Below are 22,681 nucleotides of genomic sequence, written 5' to 3' on the forward strand. Positions count from 1 at the left end.
GCCGCGGAGGAACCCGTTGCCCCGGTGGCGGAGTTCGGGGCGGACGCACCCGCCGCTCTCGTCAGGGAGTCCGGGGCCGACGGGGCCGACGGGGCCGACGCGTCGGATGCGGAGGGGGCCACGGGGCCCGTCTCTCCGGAGCCCGCCGGAGTCGTCCCGGAGGAGGCCACCGAACTCGTCTCGCCGGAGCCCGCCGGAGTCGTCGCGCCTGAGGAGTTGATGGGGTTCGCCTCGCCGAGGTTCGCCGGGGTCGTTCCGGGCGAGGTCGGCGTATTCGGCTCGCTGGGGTTCACGGGGTCCGTTCCGGAGGGGTTCGTGGGGTTCGAAGACGTCATGGCCGTCGGATCCTCACCGTTCGTCGTGGTCGGGGCCGCCGTACGCGGCGTCTTCGAGTTCGCGCAGTACCTGTTCCTCCACCAGTGCCGCCAGGGCGGCGACGGTGCGGGAGACCAGGACGTCGCGGGGGGTCAGCGTGACGCCGAACGCGTCGTTGGCGCGGGAGGCGATGAGCAGGGCGCGCATCGAGTCGCCGCCGAGCGCCAGGTAGTCGTCCTCGGCGCCCACGGCCGTGTGGAGGGTCTCCTCCCAGATGTCCGCCAGGACCTCCTCCGTGGGCGTGCGCGGGGCCACGTGCTCGGCCCGTGCCTGCTCGACGACCGGTTCCGGTGCCGGCAGGGCGGCCCGGTCGGTCTTGCCGTTCTCGGTGAGCGGGAAGCGGTCGAGCGCCACGAACGCGGTGGGGACCATGTGGCCGGGCAGGGTGCGGGCGGCCAGCGCCCGCAGCTCGGCATGGGCGGGCGGCCGCACGCCGGGCGCCGTGAGCAGGTGGGCGACCAGGCGCGGCAGGCCCGGTTCGTCCTCACGCACGCTCACCACCGCGTCCAGCACCGCGGGGTGGCGCACGAGGGTCGCCTCGACCTCCCCGGCCTCGATGCGGTGGCCGCGCAGCTTGAGCTGGTGGTCGGTGCGGCCCAGGTAGTACAGCTCGCCGTGGGCGTCACGGCGTACCAGGTCGCCGGTGCGGTACATGCGGGTGCCGGGCGGCCCGAACGGGTCGGCCGTGAACCGGGCCGCCGTCAGGCCGGGACGGCCCAGGTAGCCGCGGGCCAGGGCCGGTCCGCTCAGCCACAGTTCGCCGGGTACCCCGTCGGGGACCGGCCGGAGCCGGGCGTCGAGGACATAGGCGCCGGTGGCGGGCAGCGGGCGGCCGATGGGCGGCGCGCCGCCGTCCGGTTCCAGGGGTGCGGACCAGGTGGCCACGACGGTCGCCTCGGTGGGTCCGTAGGAGTTGACCATGCGGTGGTGCGGGGCCCAGCGGGCGACCAGATCGGCCCCGCACGCGTCGGCGCCGACGATGAGCGTCTTCAGGTCCGGCAGGGTGCCCGGGGTGCCGGGCGGCAGGGTGGCGAGCGCGGCCGGCGGCAGCAGGGTGTGGGTGATGCGCTCGGTCCGCAGCACACCGGCCAGTTCGGTGCCGAGCAGGGGACCCGGCGCCGGTACCACCAGGCGGGCACCGTGCGGCAGGGACGCGCACAGCTCCAGTACGGAAGCGTCGAAGCTGGGCGTGGCGAACGCCAGCACCCGGTCGCCCGGGGCCACTTGGTAGTGGGCGGCCTCGGCGGCGGAGAACGCGGCGAGACCGCGATGGGTGACGACGACGCCCTTGGGCGTGCCGGTGGAACCGGAGGTGTAGATGACGTAGGCCGGGTCGTCCGGGTCGAGCGGGCGGGTCCGGTCGGCGTCGGTGGGCCGGTGCCCGGGGGCGCCGGCCTCGGGCGCGGTGAGCAGGTCCGCGATCTCCTTGCCGTCGAGGGTGAGGGCGGGGGCGGCGTCCCGCAGCATGAGCGCGATGCGCTCCTCCGGGTAGGCGGGGTCGACGGGCAGGAAGGCGGCGCCCGACTTCGCCACCGCCAGCTGCGCGAGCACCATGTCCGCCGAGCGCGGCAGCAGGAGCGCGACGAGGGTGCCGGGTCCCGCGCCCCGGGCGATCAGCCGGTGCGCCAGCCGGTTGGCCAGCTCCTCGGTCTCCGCGAAGGACAGCAGCCGGCCGGGCGCCGCGAGCGCCGGTGCGCCGGGCCACCGGTCCACCGCGGTCTCGACGAGGGCGGGCAGGGTGGCCGGGGGCACCGGTCCGAGGTCGGGCCGGACCGGGCCGTGGACCAGCCGGGCCCGGTCGGCGGGCGGCAGGACGTCGAGGTCGTCCAGTCGGGCCGTGCCGTCCGAGTCGGCCAGCACCCGCAGGGTGTGCAGCAGGTGCCGGGCCAGGGCGCCGGCCGTGACCGCGTCGAAGTACCGCGGGTCGTAGCCGAGTTCGACGGCGAGCCGCTCTCCGGGCGAGACGACCACGGTGAGCGGGTAGTTGGTGGCCTCCCGGGCGTCCAGTTCCCGGAGCGTGAGACCGTGCGCGCCGGCCGTGGCGTCGCCGACCGGGTAGTTCTCGAACACCACGAGGCTGTCGAACAGGGCGGTGCCCGGGGGCATCGCGCTGAGCCCGTGCAGTTCGTTCAGGGGCATGTGGTCGAAGCGGCGGTCCTCGGCGCCGGCGTCCTGCAGGTCGCGCAGCCAGGTGCCGCAGGGAGCGCTGCCGTCGACGGTGACGCGGGCGGGCAGGGTGGTGATGAACAGCCCGGTGATCGTGTCGGCGCCGGGCAGGTCCGCGGGACGCCCGGAGACGGTGGTGCCGAAGCACACCTCGCGCTCCCCGCTCCACCGCGCCAGCAGCAGCGCCCAGGCACCCTGCACCAGGGAACTCAGGGTGAGCCGGTGCCGGCGGGCGAAGTCCTGGAGTGCCCGCGTCGCGTCGGCGTCGAGCCGCTGGGACAGCCAGGTGCCGGAGCGGGCGGTGCCGTCCGGGGCGGGCCTGCGGTCGTAGGGCAGCGGGGTCGGCGTGGTCAGGCCGGCCAGGACGCCGCGCCAGTGCTGTTCCGCCCGGCCGGTGTCGCGGGCGGCGAGCCAGGCCGCGTAGTCCGCGAACGGCCTGCGCTCGGGCAGCCGGGGCCGCTCGCCGCGGGCCAGCGCGGCGTGCGCCGCCAGGACGTCGGACAGGACGTGGAAGACGCTCCATCCGTCGAGCAGGACGTGGTGGAAGGTCCACACCACGCGCACCGCGCCGGTCCCGAGGCGGACCAGGGCGAGCCGCATCAGCGGGGCGCGGTCGAGGTCGACGCCCCGGGCCCGTTCCTCGGCGAGCAGCCGCTCCAGTTCGGTGGCCCGCCGGTCGGCCGGCAGGCCGCTCCAGTCGTGCTCGGTGACGGGCAGCGACACGTTCCGGTGGACGAGTTGCAGCGGCACCGGCACGTCGTGCAGGGCGACGGAGGTGCGCAGGACGGGGGTGCGGTCGACGACGTGCTGCCAGGCGGCGGCCTGGGTGCGGACGTCGTCGGCGCCGTCGACCTCGAAGGTGATCTGCTCGACGTAGAGGCCGTGTGCGGCGTCGTCCAGACCGTGCACGACCATGCCGGTCTGGGTGGGGGTGAGCGGGTACACGTCCTGGACGCCGGCTCCGGTACCGGCCAGCCGGTCGACGGCCGCCTGGTCCAGGGGGGCGAGCGGGAAGTCGGACGGGGTGCGCCCGCCCGCGCCGGGTTCGGCGCAGTGCCGGACGATCGCGCGCAGTTCGCCGGTGAGCTCGGCGGCGAGCCGGGCGACGGTCTCGGGCCGGTGCACCTCGCGCGAGTAGGACCAGGTGAACCGCAGTTCTCCGCCGGTCACCCGGCCGAGTACGTCGAGCAGGTGCGGGCGGTCCGCCGCGCGGTCCATGCCGCCGGTGAGTCCGTCGTGGGGCGCCAGCACCAGGCCGCCGGGCGGGGTGTTCCCGTCCTGCCGGCCCAGGTAGTTGAAGCAGATCTGCGGCAGGCCGGGCAGGTCCGGACGGTCCGTGGGGTGCAGGAAGCGCAGGGCGCCGTGACCGAGCCCGCCGTGCGGTACGGCGCGCAGGTTCTCCTTGACGGCCTTCAGGACGGTGCCGGTGTCCGCGTCCCGGGGCACGTCGAGGGCGACCGGGTACAGGGTGGTGAACCAGCCGACGGTGCGGGTGAGGTCGACGTCGCCGAAGAGTCCGTCGCGGCCGTGGCCCTCCAGGGTCACCGCCACCCGGTCCCGGCCGGTCCAGCGGGCCAGGACCCGGCCGAGGGCGCACAGCAGCACGTCGTTGACGCGGGTGCGGTAGGCGTCGGGCACGTCCTGGAGCAGCCGGCGGGTGTCCTCGGCGTCGAGGCCGGCCGTCACGCTCTCCTCCACGGCGGTGGTGTTCGCCCCGCCGGCGTGGTCCACCGGCAGGGAGAGGTCGGCGTCGAAGTCCCGCCAGTGGGCGCGTTCACCGTCGAAGCCGCCGGCCGCGGTGTGGGCGGCCAGCCGCCGGGCCCAGGTGCGGAACGAGGTGGTCTTGGGGCCGAGGTCCGGCCGGTGGCCGGCCCGCAGTGCCTGATAGGCGGTGTCCAGGTCCTCCAGCACCAGCCGCCAGGACACCGCGTCCACGACGAGGTGGTGGGCGGCGAGCACCAGAACGGGGCGGGCGCCGTCGCCGGGGTGGCACAACGCGGCCCGCAGCAGCGGCCCGGACGCCAGGTCGAAGCCCGCGGCGAGGGCTTCGGCCACCTCGCGGGGACCGGTGGTGCGGTGCACCTCGAGATGCGGCTGCGGGACGTCGCCGGGTGCCGTGCCGTGCTGCCGCCAGTTCCCGTCACCGGTCCGCTCGAAGCGCAGCCGCAGCGCGTCGTGGTGGTCCAGTACGGCGGCCAGGGCGCCCCGCAGCAGCGCCTCGTCGGTGTCCGCCGCCAGCTCGTAGGAGACGGCCTGGCTGAAGTGGGCGGGGTCGCCGGTGAGGGTGTCGAGGAGCCAGTGCTGTACGGGGGTGAGCGGCACGTCACCGGTCACCGGCCCCTGTTCGGCCTCGGCGGCGCGCGCGGGGCCGGGCGACTCCTCGGCCGCGGCGGCGAGTTCGGCGAGGCTCTGGTGGGTGAACAGGTGCCGGGGCGTCAGGACGAGACCGGCCCGGCGGGCCGCCGAGACGACCTGGATGCCGAGGACGGAGTCACCGCCGAGGGTGAAGTAGTTGTCGTCGGCGCCGACTTCGGGCACGCCGAGCACCTCGGACCAGATGGCCGCGAGGGTGCGCTCGGCCGCGGTGCCGGGCGGACGGCCGCCGCCGGACGCCGGGACCGCCCACACGGGCTCGGGCAGCGCCCGCCGGTCCAGCTTGCCGGTGGCACCCAGCGGCAGCCGCTCCAGCGGCACGACCAGGGCGGGGACCAGATGGTCGGGGAGGCTGCGGCCGAGGAAGGCACGCAGCTCGGCCGCTTCCGGCAGGGCCGCGTCCCGGGGCACCGCGTAGCCGACCAGCCGGCGGTGGCCGTCGTGCTCCACCACCCGGGCCGCGGCGGCCACCACCGCCGGGTGCCGGGCCAGCGCGGCCTCCACCTCGCCGAGTTCGATACGGAAGCCACGGACCTTGACCTGGTCGTCGCCGCGGCCGAGGTACACGAGGTCGCCGCCGGCCGTCCAGCGCACCAGGTCACCGGTGCGGTACATGCGGGCGCCGGGCGCGGCGAAGGGGTCGGGCAGGAATCGGGACGCGGTCAGGCCGGGCCGGCGCAGATAGCCGCGCGCCACACCGGTGCCGCCCAGGTACAGCTCGCCGGGTGCGCCGACGGGCACCGGGCGCATCCGGTGGTCCAGGACGTAGGCGCGGGCACCGCCGGCCGGCCGGCCGATCGGCGGGTCGCGGTCGGGGTCGGCGGGGTCGCAGGTGAAGGCGGTGGCGTAGACGGTGGCCTCGGTGGGTCCGTAGATGTTGCGCACCTGGCAGCCGGGAACGGCCGCGCGCACCCGGCTGACCGTCCGGGCCGGCAGTCCCTCGCCCGCGAGCACCACGGTGTCCGCGGTGACGTGCACGGTGTCCTCGGCCAGCAGCCGGTCCAGCGCGGAGGGCACCGCGCTGAGCAGGCCGGCGCGCCACGGCCCGGGGCGTTCGGCGAGGGCCAGCAGGTCGCGGACCACCTCCACACAGCCGCCGGACAGCAGCGGCGAGAAGATCTCGAAGACGGACACGTCGAAGTTGAGCGAGGTGGAGGCCACGACGTGCTCCAGGCCCCGCCCGGTGAACTCGGCCGCGGCCCAGTCGGTGAGGGCCAGCACCGACGCGTGGCTGACGACGACACCCTTGGGGCGGCCGGTGGAGCCGGAGGTGTGGATGACGTAGGCGGGGTGCCCGGGGAGCTGGGGGCCGCGCCGTCCGTCGCGCTGGTCCCCCCCGTTCCACGCGTCCCGGCCGCCGGCGCCGATCGGGTCGGCGGCCGGCGGGGCGGTGGCGTGGTCGGGGTCGCCGTCGGGGACGAGGTCGAGGTCGAGGTCGTCCAGCAGGATCCGGGTGAACCGGCCTTCGGGGAGCCCGGCGGCGGTGTCCGAGGTGGTGATCACGGCGTCGGGCCGTACGTCCTCGAAGAGGAACGCGATGCGCTCGGCCGGGTACCGGGGGTCGACCGGAAGATAGGCTGCGCCGCTCTTGAGCACCGCCCACAGGGCCACGACCAGGTCGGCGGTGCGGGGCAGGGCGAGCGCGACGAAGCGCTCCGGTCCCGCTCCGGCGGCCCGCAGCAGCCGGGCGAGCCGGTCGGAGCGCTCGTCGAGCGCGCGGTAGGTGAGGCGTTCCTCACCGGCCAGCACGGCCGTGGCGTCGGGGGTGCGGGCGACCTGCCGCCGGAACGCGTCCGGCAGGGTGTCCTGCGGTGCCCGGACGTTCCCTCCGGCGAACCGGTCGAGCACGGCCAGCGCCGCACGGTGGTCCTGGAGCGGCAGGCCGGCCAGGGTGCGGTCCGGGTCCGCGGCCATTTCCGTCAGCAGCGTGCGCAGGCTCTCCCCGAGCCCTTCCACCGTCGCCGCGTCGAAGGCGGCCGGGTCGTAGTCGAGGTTGACGGCCAGGGCGTCGCCGGGGGCGACGACCACGCTGAGCGGGTAGTTGGTGGGTTCCAGGTCCCGTTCGGTCTCCATGGCCAGCCCGTGCCGGGCGAGCGCCCCCTCGTCGAAGGGGTAGTTCTCGAAGACCACGATGGAGTCGAACAGCCGCGTGCCGCCCGGCACCTCGCTCCAGGTCTGCACCTGGGCCAGCGAGACGAAGTCGTGGCGGCGGGCCTCGGACTGGGCGGTCTGCAGTTCGCGCAGCCAGTCCAGCAGCGGGCGCCGCCCGTCGACGCGGGCCCGCGTGGGCAGGGTGTTGATGAACAGGCCGACCATCGAGGTCACGCCCGGCAGTTCGGCGGGCCGGCCGGAGACGGTCGTACCGAACACGACGTCGTCACCGCCGCCGTAGCGGGACAGCAGCAGCGCCCACGCCCCCTGCAGGACGGTGTTGAGGGTCAGGCCCGCCCGCTGGGCCGTCTCCCGCAGTCGCGCCGACACCGCGGTGTCGAGGGTCACCCGGACCGATCCGGACGAGGAGCCGCTGTGAGCGCCGGCCGCCTGCCGGTCACGCGGCAGCGCGGTCGGCGCGGGGAACCCGGCGAGGGTCTCGCGCCAGTACCGTTCGGCTCCGGCGGTGTCCTGGCAGGCCAGCCAGCGCAGGTAGTCGCCGAAGGGCCGGCGCTCGGTGAGCCGCGGGCGGCGTCCCGAGACCAGTGCCGCATACCGTTCGCACACCTCGTCGAAGACCTGGGCGGCGCTCCAGCCGTCGAGCAGCACGTGGTGGAAGGTCCACACGAGGCGTACCCGGTCCGGTGCGAGCCGGATGAGGGCCAGCCGCGTCAGGGGAGCCGCCGCCAGGTCGATGCCGGCCTCCCGGTCCTCGGCGAGCATCCGGTCGAGCGCGGGTGCGCTCCGGTCCGCCGGCCGGTCCGACCAGTCGTGGTGGGTGACGGGCAGGGTGACCCGGTCCCGTACGACCGCGACCGGTTCGGGGGTCTCCCGCCACACCAGGTGGGTGCGCAGGACCGGGTTGGCGTCCGCGGTGCGCTGCCACGCCTCGGCGAGGGCGTGCGGGTCGGTGACGCCGGACAGCACCAGCTGCACCTGGTTGACGTAGGTGCGGCCGTCCGGGTCGAGCAGGCTGTGGAAGAGCATGCCCGCCTGCATCGGCGTCAGCGGGTGGATGTCGGCGACGTCGCGGCCGTCGCCGGCGACGCGGTCCACGGCCGCCTGGTCCAGCCGGGCCAGCGGGAAGTCCGAGGGGGTGCGGCCGCCCGCCTCGGGGCGGCCGCAGTGCGCGACGATGTCCTCCAGCGCCCGCAGCATGCCCTCGGCGAGGGCGGTGACGGTCTCCGCGCGGTGCCGTCCGCGGCTGTGGTACCAGGTGATCTCCAGCCGGCCGTCCTCGACGCGGGCCACGACGTCCAGCAGATGGGCTCGTTCGGTGCCGGGCGCCTCCGCGCCGCCGAGACCGCCGGGCACCCGGCCGACGAGCGTGGCGGCGTCGGCGGTCCAGTCGAACCGGCCCAGGTAGTTGAAGCTGATGCCGGGCGCCGGGGCGGCCGCGATCCGTTCGTCGCGGGCGAGGTGGCGCAGGGCGCCGTGCCCGATTCCGCGGTCCGGTACGGCGCGCAGCTGCTCCTTCACCGACTTCAGCGCGGTCCCCCACTCCCCCGCCGGGACCTGGAGGGCGACGGGGAAGAGCGAGGTGAACCAGCCGACCGTGCGGGACAGGTCGATGTCCTCGAACAGCCGGTCCTCGCGGCCGTGTCCCTCGAGGCCGACGGCGACGGTGTCGCGTCCGGTCCAGTCGGCGAGCACCCGGCCCAGCGCGGTGAGCAGCACGTCGTCGATGCGGGTGCGGTAGACGCCGGGGACCGTGCGCAGGAGGTGGTCGGTGCGTTCCCGGTCCAGCCGGACGGTGACCTCGCGGACGTCGGCGGTGGTGTTGCCGCCGTCGCCGTCCACCGGCAGCGGCGCGGCGCAGTGCCGGGCGGTGGCCTCCCAGTAGGCGCGCTGAGCCGCGAAGCCGCCGTCGTCGGTGCGGGCGCGCAGCCGGTCGGCCCATTCCCGGACGGAGGTGGTGCGGGCGGGCAGCCGGACCGGCTGCCCGGCCGTGACCTGCCGGTAGGCGGTCTCCAGGTCCTCCAGCAGGATGCGCCAGGACACGCCGTCGACGACCAGGTGGTGGACGGCCAGCAGCAGCCGGTCCGGACGGCTGTCGGTGGTGAACAGCCGGGCGGTGAGCAACGGGCCCTCGTCGAGCCGGAATCCGGCGTGGGCCTGCGCCGTGATGCGGGCCTCGGCCTCCTCGGCGGTCGCGGCGTCGAGCGGGTGGACCTCCAGCAGCCGGGGCGGGGAGGCGTCCGCGGGGGCGACGTCCTGCCGCCAGGTGTCGTCGTCGCGGAGGACGAAGCGCGAGCGCAGGGCGTCGTGGTGGGCCCACAGGGCGGCGAGGGCCCGGCGCAGGGCGTCCGGGTCGACGGTGCCGGGCGCCTGGACGACGACCGACTGGTTGAAGAAGGCGGCCTGCGCCGGCCGGGGGTCGAGGAACCAGTGCTGGATGGGGGTCAGCGCGGCCTCGCCGGCGACCGGCTCGGTGCCGGCGACGGAGGCGGAGGTGCCGCCCTCGGCGGCCAGCTCGGCCACGGTGGGGCGGCGGAAGACGTCGCGGGGCGTGAGGGCGAGACCCGCCGCCCGGGCGCGGGAGACGACCTGGATGCTGAGGATGGAGTCGCCGCCCAGCATGAAGAAGTTGTCGTCGACGCCGACGCGTTCCACGCCGAGCAGGTCGGCCCAGATCCCGGCGAGGACGCGTTCGGCGTCGGTTCGCGGGGCGCGGTGGGCGCGGTCGCCGCCGCCCGCCGACCAGTCGGGCTCGGGCAGCCGCCGCCGGTCCACCTTGCCGTTGGCGGTCAGCGGCAGCCCCGGCACCGTGACGAACGCGGCGGGCAGCATGTAGTCGGGCAGGCCGGCCGCCAGATGGGCGCGCAGCTCGGCGCCGGACGGCACGGCGGCGCCGTCGGCCGCCACGAGGTGGGCCGCGAGGCGTTTGCGCCCGGTGTCCTCGTACAGGGACACGACCGCCTCGGCGACGGCGGGGTGGGCGGTCAGCCGGGCCTCTATCTCGGCGGGTTCGATGCGGAAGCCACGGATCTTGATCTGGTCGTCGGCGCGGCCCACGAAGTGCAGCTCGCCGTCGGCGCTCCAGCGCACGATGTCGCCGGTGCGGTACATCCGGCCGCCGGGCGTCCCGAACGGGTCGGCCACGTAGCGGGCGGCGCTCGCCCCCGGCCGCCCCGCGTAACCGCGGGCCAGCCCGGCCCCGGCTATGAACAACTCGCCCGGGATGCCCGGCGGCTGGGGCTGGAGCGCGGCGTCCAGGACGTACACGCGGGTGTTGTCCAGCGGCCGTCCGATGGGCAGCACGGCGGGCAGCGGGTCACCGGAGCGGAAGACGCGCCGGGTGGCGAAGGTGGTGGTCTCGGTCGGGCCGTAGCCGTCGACCACGGTGAGGCCGGGGCAGGCGTCCAGGACGCGGCGCACGACCGCGCCGGGCACGGCCTCGCCGCCCGTCCACACCTCGCGCGCGCCGCGCAGGCAGGTGGGGTCCTCCTGGGCGAGGAGCCGGAACAGGCCCGCCGTCAGCCACAGGCAGCTCACCCGCCGTTCGGTGACGGCGTGGCGGACGGCGGCGGCGTCCAGGTCGGCCGGCGGGGCCAGGACCGCCGTGCCGCCGCGCAGCAGCGGCACCCACACCTCGTAGGTGGCGGCGTCGAAGGCGTGCGGGGAGTGTACGAGGACCCGGTCGTGGCCGCTGAAGGCCCGGTCGAGGGCGAGCGCGGCGACGTCCCGCTGGCGTACCGCGACCCCCTTGGGCACGCCGGTGGAGCCGGAGGTGAACATCAGGTACTGCACGTTGTCGGGATGGACCGCCCAGGCACCCCGCGAGCCGGCGCCCACCACGCCCCCGTCGCCCAGCCGCAGGATGCCGTCGGCGGGCAGTATGTGCCCGGCGGTCTCCTCCCACGTCGCGTCGGTGAGCAGCAGGTCGGCTCCGGACTCGGTCAGCATGCGGCGCAGCCGTTCGTGCGGCGCCCTGCCGTCCAGGGGTACGTACACCCCGCCGGTGCGCACCAGTGCCAGCTGGGCGACGATCAACTGCACGGAACGGTCCATCAGCACGCCCACCGGGCGTTCGGCCCGCACCCCGAGACCGGCGAGGCGGTCCGCCAGTCCGGCGGCCAGCGAGTCGAGTTCGCGGTAGGTGACGCTTGCGTCGCCGGCCTCCAGGGCCACGGCGTCGGGCGTGCGCCGGACCTGTGCGGCGAAGAGGTCCGCGACGGTGCACTCGGGGAGGCCGGTCGCGGTGTCGTTCCACTCGCGCAGTACCTGTGCACGGCGGCCGGGCGCCAGCAACGGCAGGCGTGCGGGCGGCCGTTCGGCACCGGTGACCATGCCGTGCAGCAGGACCGTGAGGTACTCGGCCAGCCGCTGGACGGTCGGCTCGTCGAACAGCTCCGGGTCGTAGCCCAGGCGCAGCGCCAGCGCGGCACCCGGATAGGCGACCAGGCTCAGCGGGTAGTTGGTGGTCTCGATGCCGTCGAGACCGCTCAGGCGCAGCCCGTGGGCGGCGGCCCGGCGGTCGTCCACCGGGTAGTTCTCGAAGACGACGATGCTGTCGAACAGGGCGACGCGTTCCGGGAGTTCGGTGAACGTCCGCATCCGGGTGAGTGCCACGTGGTCGAAGCGCCGGTCCTCGCTCTGCTCGTGCTGGAGGCGGCGCAGCCAGTCGCGCAGGCTGCCGTCGGAGGGGACCGTGACGCGGGTCGGCAGGGTGGCGATGAACAGCCCGGTCATGGAGTCGGCACCGGGCAGCTCGGGCGGCCGCCCGGACACGGTGGTGCCGAAGACCACCTCGTCCCGGCCCGCCTGCCGGGCCAGCAGCAGCGCCCAGGCGCCCTGGACGAGCGTGTTCAGGGTGATCCCGCAGGTCCGGGCGAGTTCCTCCAGCGCCCGGGTCGTGTCGTCGGGCAGCGTGACGCGCACCGCCCGGGTGGACTCGGCACGGTGGGTCTCGCGCGGCTCGCGGTCGAAGGGCAGCGGCGTGGCCTCGGTCAGCCCCTCCAGGCGCCGGCGCCAGTGCCCCTCGGCCTCGTCCCGGTCGCGGGTGCGCAGCCAGGCCACGTAGTCCCGGTAGGGGCGGCGGTCCGGCAGGGCGCCCGAACCTGATCCGCCGTGGGCCGCGAAGACGTCCGAGAGCACCTGGAAGAGGCTCCAGCCGTCGAGGACCAGATGGTGGAAGGACCACACCACGCGCACGGCGGTGTCCGAGACGCGGGCGAGCGCCAGCCGCTGGAGGGGGGCCAGGCCCAGGTCGATGCCGGCCGCGCGGTCCCGGCCCATCAGCTCGTCCAGCCGGCCGGCGCGCTCGTCCTCCGTCAGTTCGCGCCAGTCGAGGTGCGTGACGGGCACGGCGGCGTGGCGCTGCACCACGAAGAGCGGTTCGGGTACGTCCTGCCAGACGACCCGGCCGCGCAGCACCGCGGTGCGGTCCGTGACCCGCTGCCAGGCGGCTTCGAGGGCCCCCGGGTCGGGGACGCCGTCCAGGACGAAGGTCAGCTGCTGGAAGTAGACGCCGCGGTCGTCCTGGGAGAGGCCGTGGAAGAGCATGCCGGCCTGGGTCGGGGTCAGCGGCAGGACGTCCTCCACCGCCGCGGGGTCCTGCCCCGCGAGCCGGTCCACGGTGGCCTGGTCCAGCGAGGTGAGCGGGAAGTCGGACGGGGTGCGCCCGGCGGCTCCCGGCCCGGCGGCGTGCCGGGCGAGGTCCGCCAGTGCGTCGGCGAACCGGCCGGCCAGCGCCGCGACCGTGTCGTCCCGGTACCGCCCGCCGGAGTAGAACCAGCTGAACTCCAGTGCGTCGCCGTCCAGCCGGCCCACGACCTCCAGCGGGTGCGGGCGCGCGGAGCGGGGGTCGGCGTCCAGTTCCAGCGGCCGCACGGTGCCGCGGTACAGGCCGTCCGGCTCGTCCGACACCCCCATCCGCCCCAGGTAGTTGAAGCTCACCTGGGCCGCCGGAGTGCGCGGTGCCGGCTCCGGCGTGGCGAGATGGCGCAGCGCGTCGTGGCCCAGCCCGTGCCGGGGTACGGCGCGCAGCTGTTCCTTGACCTGCTTCAGTACGGCGTCCCAGCCGCTCTCGGCGGGGACGGCGAGGGCGACCGGGTGGCGGGTGGTGAACCAGCCGACGGTACGGCTGAGGTCGACGTCGGCGAAGAGCTCCTCGCGGCCGTGCCCCTCGACGTCCACCACCACCCGGTCCCGGCCGCTCCAGCCGCACAGCGCCCGCCCGAGGGCGCTGAGCAGCACGTCGTTGACCTGGGTGCGGTAGGTGTCGGGCAGGGTGCGCAGCAGGACGGCGGTGTCCTCGGGGCTCAGCCGTACGGTCACCGCCCGGGCCGAGGCGTAGGTGTCGGCGCCGGTCAGGTCGGCGGGAAGCGGTGGCTCGCCGTCCGGGAGCGCCGTGTTCCAGTACTCCGTCTCGTCGGCGAATCCGCCGTCGGCGGCGAGCGCGGTCAGCCGGCGGGCCCAGTGCCGCAGTGCCGAGGACCGGGCGGGCAGCGCCGCCGCGCCGTCGTCGCCGGCGCGCCGGGCCCGGTAGGCGTGGTCGAGGTCCTCCAGCAGCAGCCGCCAGGAGACCCCGTCGACGACCAGGTGGTGCACGGCCAGATGCAGCACGGGGGACCGGCCGGGACCACGGTCGTGCAGCACGGCCCGCAGCAGCGGCCCCCGGGCCAGGTCGAAGGGGCCGAAGTGGGGGGTGTCGGTGTCGGGGCCGGTGTGGTGGGCCAGGGTGAGGGGGGCCGCCCGCTCGTCGATGTGCCAGTGGACCGCGCCGGAACCGTCGTCGGCGACGACGAACCGGGAGCGCAGGGCGTCGTGGTGGGCGACCAGGTCGTCCAGCGCGTCGCGCAGCGCCGCGGGGTCCAGGTCGTCGGGCAGTTCGAGGGACAGCGCCTGTGCGAAGTGGGCGGCCCGGTCGGCGGCGGTGTCGAACAGCCAGTGCTGGATGGGCGTCAGGGGCGTCGTGCCGGTGGCCTCCGCCGTGCCGGCGCCGGCCACCGGCTGTGCCGCGGCGGCGGTCGCGCACCGGGCGAGGGCCGCCACCGTCTGGTGCTGGTAGACGTCGCGGGAGGTCAGCAGCAGGCCCTCCTGGCGGGCCCGGGCCACGACCTGGATGCTGAGGATCGAATCGCCGCCGAGCTCGAAGAAGTTGTCGTCGACGCCGACGCGTTCCACCCGCAGCACGTCGGCCAGGATGGCGGCGAGGGTGCGCTCGGCCGGCGTGCGGGGCGGCACGTGACGTACGGCGCGCACGGCCGGGCCCGGCTCGGGCAGCCGGCCGCGGTCGAGCTTGCCGTTGGGGTTGAGCGGCAGGGCGTCCAGCGGTACGACGGTCGAGGGGACCATGTAGTCGGGCAGGGTGCGGCCGAGCGCCCGGCGGACCGCCTCCGGTTCCACGTGTTCCCCGGGGACGGGGACGACGTACCCGACCAGGCGCCGGTGCCCGTCGCTCTCGGAGGCGGTGGCCGCCGCCTCCGCCACGCCCGGGCAGCCGCGCAGCGCCTCCTCCACCTCGCCGAGTTCGATGCGGAAGCCCCGCACCTTGACCTGCTGGTCGATCCGGCCGACGTACTCCAGTTCACCGTCCGCGCTCCAGCGCGCCAGGTCCCCGGTGCGGTACATGCGTTCGCCGGGGGCGCCGAAGGGATCGGCGACGAACCGGCCGGCGGTCAGACCGGGCCGGCGCAGGTAGCCGCGGGCGAGGCCGGCGCCGCCGAGGTACAACTCGCCGGTGACTCCGAGAGGTTGCGGACGCAGGGCACGGTCGAGGACGTAGGCCCGGGTGAGGGCGACCGGACGGCCGATGGGCGGGGCCTGATCGGGGGTCCGGTCGCCGGCGGACCAGGCGGTCGCGTACACGGTGGCCTCGGTGGGGCCGTACACGTTGGCTATCTCGCAGCCGGGCATGGCGGCGCGCAGGTCGCGCACCGTCTGCAGGGGCAGGGCCTCGCCCGCGAGGACGATCGTGTCCGCCGCGACGGGCGAGGCCCCGTCCGCGACCAGCCGGGAGATGACGGACGGCACCCCGCTGACGAGGCCGGCCCGCCGGGGGCCGTCCGGAGCGTCGGCGAGGGAGGGCAGATCGGCGACCACCTCCACGCTGCCGCCGGCGAGCAGCGGGCACAGCAGCTCGAAGACGGAGACGTCGAAGTTGAGGGAGGTGGAGGCGATCACGTGCGACAGCCGGTCCGGGCCGAACCGCTCCGCCGCCCAGGCGGCGAGGGCGGCGACGCTGCGGTGGGTGACCACGACGCCCTTGGGGCGGCCGGTCGAGCCCGAGGTGTAGATGACGTACGCGGGATGGTCCGGAGCGAGCGGGCGGAGCCGGTCGTCGTCGCCCAGGTCGCCCGCGGCCGTCTCCGGGTCCGGGCAGACCTGCCGGACCAACCGGTCGCAGTCCTCCAGGAGCAGCGGGTCGCAGCCCTCGGGGAGGGCGGTGGCGGTCTCGCCGGTGGCGAGCACGAGTGTGGGGCGGGCGTCGTCGAGCATGAAGCGGACGCGTTCGGCCGGATAGGCGGGGTCGACCGGGAGGTAGCCGGCGCCCGCCTTCAGCACGGCCCACAGCACCGGCACGAGGTCGGCGGAGCGCGGCAGGCACAGTGCGACCAGCGTCTCCGGGCCCGCCCCGCGGGCGACGAGCAGCCGGGCCAGGCGGTTGGCCCGCCGGTCGGTCTCGGCGTAGTCGAGCCGGAGGGAGCCGCAGACGACGGCGGTCCGGCCAGGGGTGCGGGCCACCTGTGCCCGGAACAGGTCCGGCAGCGTGCTGGTCCCGGTGTCGCGGGCGCGCCGCACGGGCGGGTTCCAGCTGTCGACCAGGGTGCGCTGCTCGTCGTCCGCGAGCATGGGCAGCTCGGTCAGCGTCCGGCTCGGTCCGTCGGCCATGCCGTCCAGCAGGCGGTGCAGGTGACGGCAGACGCGGGCCACGGTGGACGCCTCGAACAGGTCGGTGTTGAACTCGGCGGTCAGCACGCAGCCGCCGTCCGCGTCCGGCGCGAACTCCAGGACCAGGTCGAAGCGGGCGGCGGGGCGGGGCAGCGGATGGCCGTCGAGGCGCAGGCCGCCCGCCCGCCGGGGCACGCCGGTGGCGGTCTGCTGCACGACGAGCGCCTGCACCAGGGGGGTACGGCTCGGGTCGCGGGGCGGCGCCAGCTCCTCCACCACCCGGTCGAAGGGCACCCCGTCGTGGGCGAAGGCGTCCAGTACCGTCGCGCGCATGTGCTCGACGAACCGGTCCACGGTCGTGGTCTCGTCCACGTCGCCGCGCAGCACCAGGGTGTTGGCGAAGAAGCCGGCCACGTCCTCCAGGTCCGGGCGGCCCCGCCCGTTGGTGACGGTGCCGAAGGCCACGTCCCGCTGGCCGGAGTAGCGCGAGAACAGCAGCGCGGAGGCGGCCGCGAACAGGGTGAACACCGTCGTGCCCCGTCCCCCGGCCAGCTGCCGCAGCCGGGTCACCAGGTCCGCGGGGAGGTGGTGCCGGTGTGCCGCGCCGACGGCGGTGCGGACGGCGGGCCGGGGCCGGTCCGTGGGCAGTTCCAGGTGCTGGATGCCCGCCAGGTGCCGCTTCCAGTAGGCGAGGTCCTCCGCGTCCGTTCCGGTGGCCCGCTGCCGCTGCTCCCACACGGCGAAGTCGGGGTACTGCACGGCCGGTGCGGGCAGTCCGTCCGGCTCGCCGGTGGCCTCCGCGTGGTACAGGGCGGCGAGTTCACGGGTGAGGACGCCCACGGACCAGCCGTCGGTGACGATGTGGTGCTGCGCCAGGAGCAGCAGGTGGTCCTCGTCGGCGAGACGGACGAGCAGGGCGCGGGTGAGCGGGCCGGCCGCGAGGTCGAAGGGGTGGCTCAGCTCGTCGGTGAGCAGCCGTTGCGCGTTCTCGGCGCGCCGGGCCGCGGGGGCGTCGCGCAGGTCGGCCGTGCGCAGCGGCAGCCGGGGCTCCGGGGCGACGCGCTGGACTCCCTGGCCGTCGACGGTGGCGAACGTGGTGCGCAGGGCGTCGTGGCGGGCGGCGAGGCGGTCCAGGGACCGGCGCAGGGCGTCCGTGTCCAGCGGGCCGCTCAGCCGCAGGGACACGCCGGTGTTGTACTCGGTGCCGCCGCCGGTGAGGTCGTCGAGGAACCACAGCCGCCGCTGGGCGCTGGACAGGGGGAGGGTGCCCGTCCGGGGGGCGGCCGGGATCGGCTCCGGCGGCGCGGCGGCGGACGGTTCGCCGAGCAGGGGGGCCAGCGCGGCGACGGTGCGCGCGGTGAAGACGTCCCGCATCGTCAGCCGGACGCCGAGGTCGTCCCGGATCCGGCCCAGGGTGCGGGCGGCGAGGATCGAGTCGCCGCCCAGCTCGAAGAAGTCGTCGGTGACGCCGACCGGTCCGGCGCCCAGGGCGTCCGACCAGATGGCGGCCAGGGCCTGCTCCCGGGCGGTGCGCGGCGGCACGTGGCCGGCCGCCGGAGCCCGGTCCGGGGCGGGCAGGGCGGCCCGGTCGGTCTTGCCGTTCTCGGTGAGCGGGAACCGGTCCAGCACGACGACGGCGGACGGCACCATGTGCGCGGGCAGGGCAGCGGCCAGCGCGGCACGCAGGGCGGCCGGGCCGGGAGCGGGTGCCGGGCCGGCGGGTGTGACGTAGCCGACGAGGCGCTGTCTGCCGGGCTCGTCCTCCCGTACGACGACCACGGCCTCGCCGACACCGCCGGCCCGCACCAAAGCGGCCTCGATCTCGCCCGGTTCGATGCGGAAACCACGGATCTTCACCTGCCGGTCGAGCCGGCCGAGGAACTCCAGTTCCCCGTCGGCGGTCCAGCGGGCCCGGTCCCCGGTGCGGTAGAGGCGGCCGCCGGGCGCCTCGAAGGGGTCGGCGACGAAACGGGCGGCGGTCAGTCCCGGGCGGCCCAGGTAGCCGCGGGCGACCGCGTCGCCGCCCACGTACAACTCACCGTCCGTGCCGGGCGGTACGGGCCGCATGGCAGCGTCGAGGACGTACACCCGGGTGTGCGGCAGGGCGCCGCCGATCGTCGGCGTGCCGCGGCCGGCGGTCAGCGGCCCGGTCCAGGTGGCGACGATGGTGGCCTCGGTGGGCCCGTAGGAGTTGATCATGCGGCGGCCGGGTGCCCAGCGGTCGACGAGTCCGGCGGGGCAGGCCTCGGCTCCGACGATCAGCGTGCGCAGCTGGCGGGCGGTGCCCCGGGCCGGGTCGGGGAGGGTGGCCAGGGCGGCCGGCGGGATGAGGGCGTGGGTGATCCGGTGGCCGTCCAGGACGGCGGCGAGTTCGTCGCCCAGCCACGGGCCGTCCGGCGGCACCACGAGCGTCGCGCCGGACAGCACGGATATGCACAACTCCAGTACGGAGGCGTCGAAACTGGGCGACGAGAACTGCAGCACGCGGTCGCCGGGGCCCACGGCGTAGCGTTCGCCGGCGGCCGCCGTGAAGCCGCCGATGCCGCGGTGGGTCACCGCCACGCCCTTGGGCGTCCCGGTCGAACCGGACGTGTAGATCACATACGCCATGTGGTCGGCGCCGACCACCGCGCCACCACCCGGCCCGGCTCCGTAACCCGACCCGTCTCCTGCACCGGGGACATCCCCTGCACCGGGCGCATCTCCGGTTCCGGGCACGCCTCCACGGCCGGATATGTGTCCGGTGCCGGGGGCCATCACGGCATCCGCCGTGCGCGCGTCGCCCGAAATGCCCGCGGCGTCGGCGACCTCCGTGACGCCCGGGGTGCCCGTGGCGCCGGTGACCTCCGCGACGCCGGAGGTGCCCGCGGCGTCGGCGACCTCCGCTACGCCGGAGGTGCCCGCGGCGTCGGCGACCTCCGCTACGCCCGGGGTGTCCGCGGCACCCGCGGCGGTCTCCACGGTGTCCTCGGTCTCCATCAACCGGCCGACGTGGCGCAGGTCGTCGACGATGACCGCCGGCTCGGCGTCGTCGAGCATCAGCGCCCGCCGCTCGGCCGGGTAGGCGGGGTCCACGGGGAGGAAGGCGGCGCCCGTCCGGGCGACGGCCAGCTCGGCCGCGACCAGTTCCATCGAGCGCGGCAGGACCAGTGCCACCACGCGGTCCGGGCCCGCACCCCGGCGCACCAGGTGGCCGGCCAACCGGTCGGCTCGGGCGGCGAGTTCGCGGTAGCTCCAGGTGCGGCGGCCGTCGGTGAGCGCCGGCGCGTCCGGTGTGCGGGTCACCCACGCGGTGAACAACTCGCCGAGCGTGGGCCGCGGCCGCGCCGGGGCCACGGCGCTCTCCGGAGAGCCGGCGGTGCGGCCGGACGGTGCCGGTGCGGACGCCGGTGCGGGCTTGTCGTGCAGGTCCGTCATGGGTGAAGTCCTTCTGGAGAGCTGGACGATGCGGCGCGGGGTGCGAAGGCGGACGCGCGCGGCCCGCGCATCGGCGTCGGTGGTGCGGGAGCCCGGTGCGGTCAGGCCGGGGCGGTACACCGGTGCCGTGGGGCCCGGACCGGCGCACTTGGGGGGTGAACCGGTGTCCGGAACGCCGGCCGTCACACCGAGGGCGAGGGGCCGGTGGCCGGAAAGCCGCGCGGCGCACATGGGCCCGGAACCGGGCGGTGCGGACCGGCGTCGGCGTCGCCGTCCCGCGGTGCCCCCGGCGTCCGGCGGCCCGGCGACCCGGAGGTCCCGTCCGACGGCAGGGGTCCGGCGGCCCGGAGGTCCCGTCCGACGGCCGGGGTCCGGCCGATCCGGTCCGGGTCCGGCTCGGATCGGGGCGGAGGTCCGGCCGAATCGGGTCCCCATCCGGCCGAACAGGCCGGAGGTCCGGCCGATCGGGTCCGAGTGCTGGTCCGGGTCCGGCCGCTCCGGTCCGTCCGAACGGTCCTGGCGCGGCGGCCTTTGCGCGCGGTCAGCCGTCGTCGGTACGGCGGGCCGTGCGCCCGGATATCTGCACGCGGTCGATCCTGCCGGTGAGGGGGTCACGGTGGAAGCGCCCGCCGGGTTCGAGGCGGCCGGTGACCGGGTCGAGCAGATCGCACGACAGGTCGGTGTAACAGACCAGCGGCAGGTCCACGTCGCCGTCCACCGAGAGGGCCGGTGAGCCGTCGGGCCCCGGCGCCACCCGGTAGGTGATGTCCCCGTTGCGGTAGGTGCCGAACCCGTCGGGCAGGGCGGTTCGGGCGGCCCGTCGCCTGGTCGGCGGCGCGGCGGGCACCCGTACGCCGGCGATCCGGGCCAGGTCCTCGGCGAGGTCGCGCCAGAGCGCGGTGCCACCGCCGGCGTTGGCGGTGAAGGCGACCACCGTGCCAGCGGCGGGGTCGACCCGCAGATGACAGGAGGTGCCCTGGGCGTTGCCGTCGTGGCCGCACCACACCCGGTCGTCCTGCCGGTACAGCGCGAGGCCCGGCCCCCAGCCGTCGGCCAGCGCACTCGGCCGCGCGGCGCTCTCGGCGCTGCGCATCTCCTTGGCCACGGAAGGCGGCAGGGCGTCCGAGCGGTCGGCCAGCAGCCTGCCGAACTCCCGCAGGTCGCGGGCGCTCGCCAGCAGAGCCCCGGCCGGCGCCTCCAGCGGTGCCAGGTTCTGCCCGGCCGGACGGGCCCTGCCCGTCGCGGTGTTGACCGCGTGACCGGCGGCCAGGGGGCGGTCGGCGCCGCTGTCACCGAGGAACGCGGGTACCGTGCCGAGGGGTTCGAGGATGAGCGCCCGCACGGCCTCGTGCCAGGGCATTCCGGTGACCGCCTCCACCAGCCGTCCGGCGGCGACATAGCCGGCGTTGGAGTACGAGAAGTCGGTCCCCGGCGCGAACACCAGACCGCCGGGGGTGCAGAGGGCGGTGAGGTAGCGGGCGCCCGTGGTCGCCGCCGCGGTGTCGGAGTCGGGTCCGGTGGGCAGACCTGAGGTGTGACTGAGCAGCTGGCGGATGGTCACCTCGGGCAGCTGCCGCAGCTCGGGCAGATGAGCGGCGGCGGGTTCGTCCGGGTCGAGGTCGCCGTCGTCGGCCAGGAGCAGCACGAGGGCCGCGGTGTAGGGCTTGGTGAGCGAACCGAGGGGTACGGCCGTGTCGTCCGTGACCGGAGCGCCGGTCGTGACGTCGGCGGTCCCGGTGTGCAGGGTGAGGACGTCCGAGCCGGTGTCCAGGGCCAGCTGGGCGCCGGGCACACGGTGCCGGTGGGCGAGGGTGTCGAGGCGGGCCTGCAGTTCCTGGCGTAATGACGGGGAGGGCGCCGTGGAGCGGGCAGGAGCGGTGGGGACGGTGTAGGGCATGAGAAGAGGACTCCCGTTGAGTGGGTCTCCTGTGCGGGTGATCGGTCCGGCCCGTGGGTGAACGGTGCGGGGTCCGGCCGGGGCGCCTGCGCGCGGCGCTAGGCTCTGCCGACCTCGACCGGCAGGTGGCGTACGCCGATGAGGACGGCGGGGTTCTGGAAGGTGACCTCCTCGTAGGAGGGGACCGCCAGTATGCGGAATCGTTCATGCAACATACGGAGCGCGATCCGCGCCTCCAGCCGGGCCAGCGGCGCGCCGAAGCAGAAATGAATGCCGTGACCGAAGGTCAGGTGGGGATTGGGCTGCCGGGTCACGTCGAACACATCGGGCCGGTCGAAACGGGCCGGGTCGCGGTTGGCGGCACCGAGATGTGTCATCAGCAGTGTGTCGGTGGGCAGTTCGTGACCACCGAGGACCACGGGCCGGGCGACGCGGCGCCCCAGCTCGGGGAAGGGGGGCAGCCAGCGCAGCACTTCCTCGATGGCCCGGGGCAGCAGGGCCGGATCCGCGCGCAGCGCGGCGTCGGTTCCGGGGTGGCGGTCGAAGGTGACGACGGCGTTGCCGAGCAGTGCGGTCGTGGTGATGTGTCCCGCGACCAGCAGCAGGGCCACGAACCCGACCATCTCCTGGTCCTCGAGACGGTCACCGTCCACCTCGGCGGCGATGAGTCTGCTGGTCAGGTCGTCCCCGGGGTGGGCGCGGCGGTGGCGGATGTGGTCCAGCATGTAGCCGTTCATCTCGCGCACCGTGGGGGCGATGGCCTCCAGCGCCCGTTCCAGGTCGGCCATGTCGGGGGCCTCGCCGAGCTGTTCGCCGCCGAACAGGACGCTCGCCCAGTCCTGGAAGAGCCGGTGTTCCTCGGCCGGGATGCCGAGCAGTTCGGCGATCACGATGATGGGGAGCGGGTAGGCCAGCGCGTCGACGAGGTCGAACCGGTCGCGGTCGGCCACGGCGTCCAGCAGCCGCGCGCTCACGTCCTCGATGCGGGGCCCGAGTTCCTGCACCACCCGCGGGGTGAAGGCCTGGCTCACCAGGGTGCGCAGCTTGCGGTGTTCCGGCGGGTCCATCCCGACGAAGTTGCCCTGCCGGAAGGTCTCGAAGTCCTCCTGGGTGGGCGTCAGGGCGGAGAGGTCGGAGGAGTACGTCGCCGGGTCGGCGAGCACGGTGGAGACCGTGGCGTGGTCCAGCACCTGCCACACGCCCTGGCTCTCGTCGAAGCGCACCGGGCCGGCGTCGCGTAACCTCCGCCAGCGCTCGGGTAACGCCTCCAGGAGGAGTGCCTCCTCGGTCAGTTGCTCACTGGTCACGTCTTCTCCTTGGTTTCGGCGCACGGGCGCGGAGGGATCGCAGACAGCGTGGTGCCCCGGGACGGGCACTGCGGACGGACCGGACGGCCCGGACGGGGCCTCGCCACGATCGCCGCGCATGGGCGGACGCCGGGTGACCCACGTGAGTCATCGGTGCGCG

General features: G+C 75.6%; 3 protein-coding genes. All 3 read right to left on the reverse strand.

Annotation, left to right across the window (positions count from 1 at the left end; all coding sequences use genetic code 11):
* Positions 1-348 precede the first annotated feature (348 nt).
* On the reverse strand, positions 349-19,317 hold the full coding sequence (locus ACGFT2_RS03240) for a non-ribosomal peptide synthase/polyketide synthase (RefSeq protein WP_393272970.1): 18,969 nt from the start codon (positions 19,315-19,317) through the stop codon (positions 349-351).
* 541 nt (positions 19,318-19,858) lie between these two features.
* Positions 19,859-21,214, reverse strand: a complete 1,356-nt coding sequence (locus ACGFT2_RS03245; RefSeq protein ID WP_393272972.1) for a serine hydrolase domain-containing protein — start codon at positions 21,212-21,214, stop codon at positions 19,859-19,861.
* Positions 21,215-21,312: 98 nt separating this feature from the next.
* Entirely contained in the window at positions 21,313-22,521 is a 1,209-nt protein-coding gene (locus tag ACGFT2_RS03250) for a cytochrome P450 (RefSeq protein WP_393272974.1), read from the reverse strand.
* Positions 22,522-22,681: the final 160 nt, after the last annotated feature.

Source organism: Streptomyces sp. NPDC048514, assembly GCF_043199955.1.
In the GTDB taxonomy this organism is placed as follows: domain Bacteria; phylum Actinomycetota; class Actinomycetes; order Streptomycetales; family Streptomycetaceae; genus Streptomyces.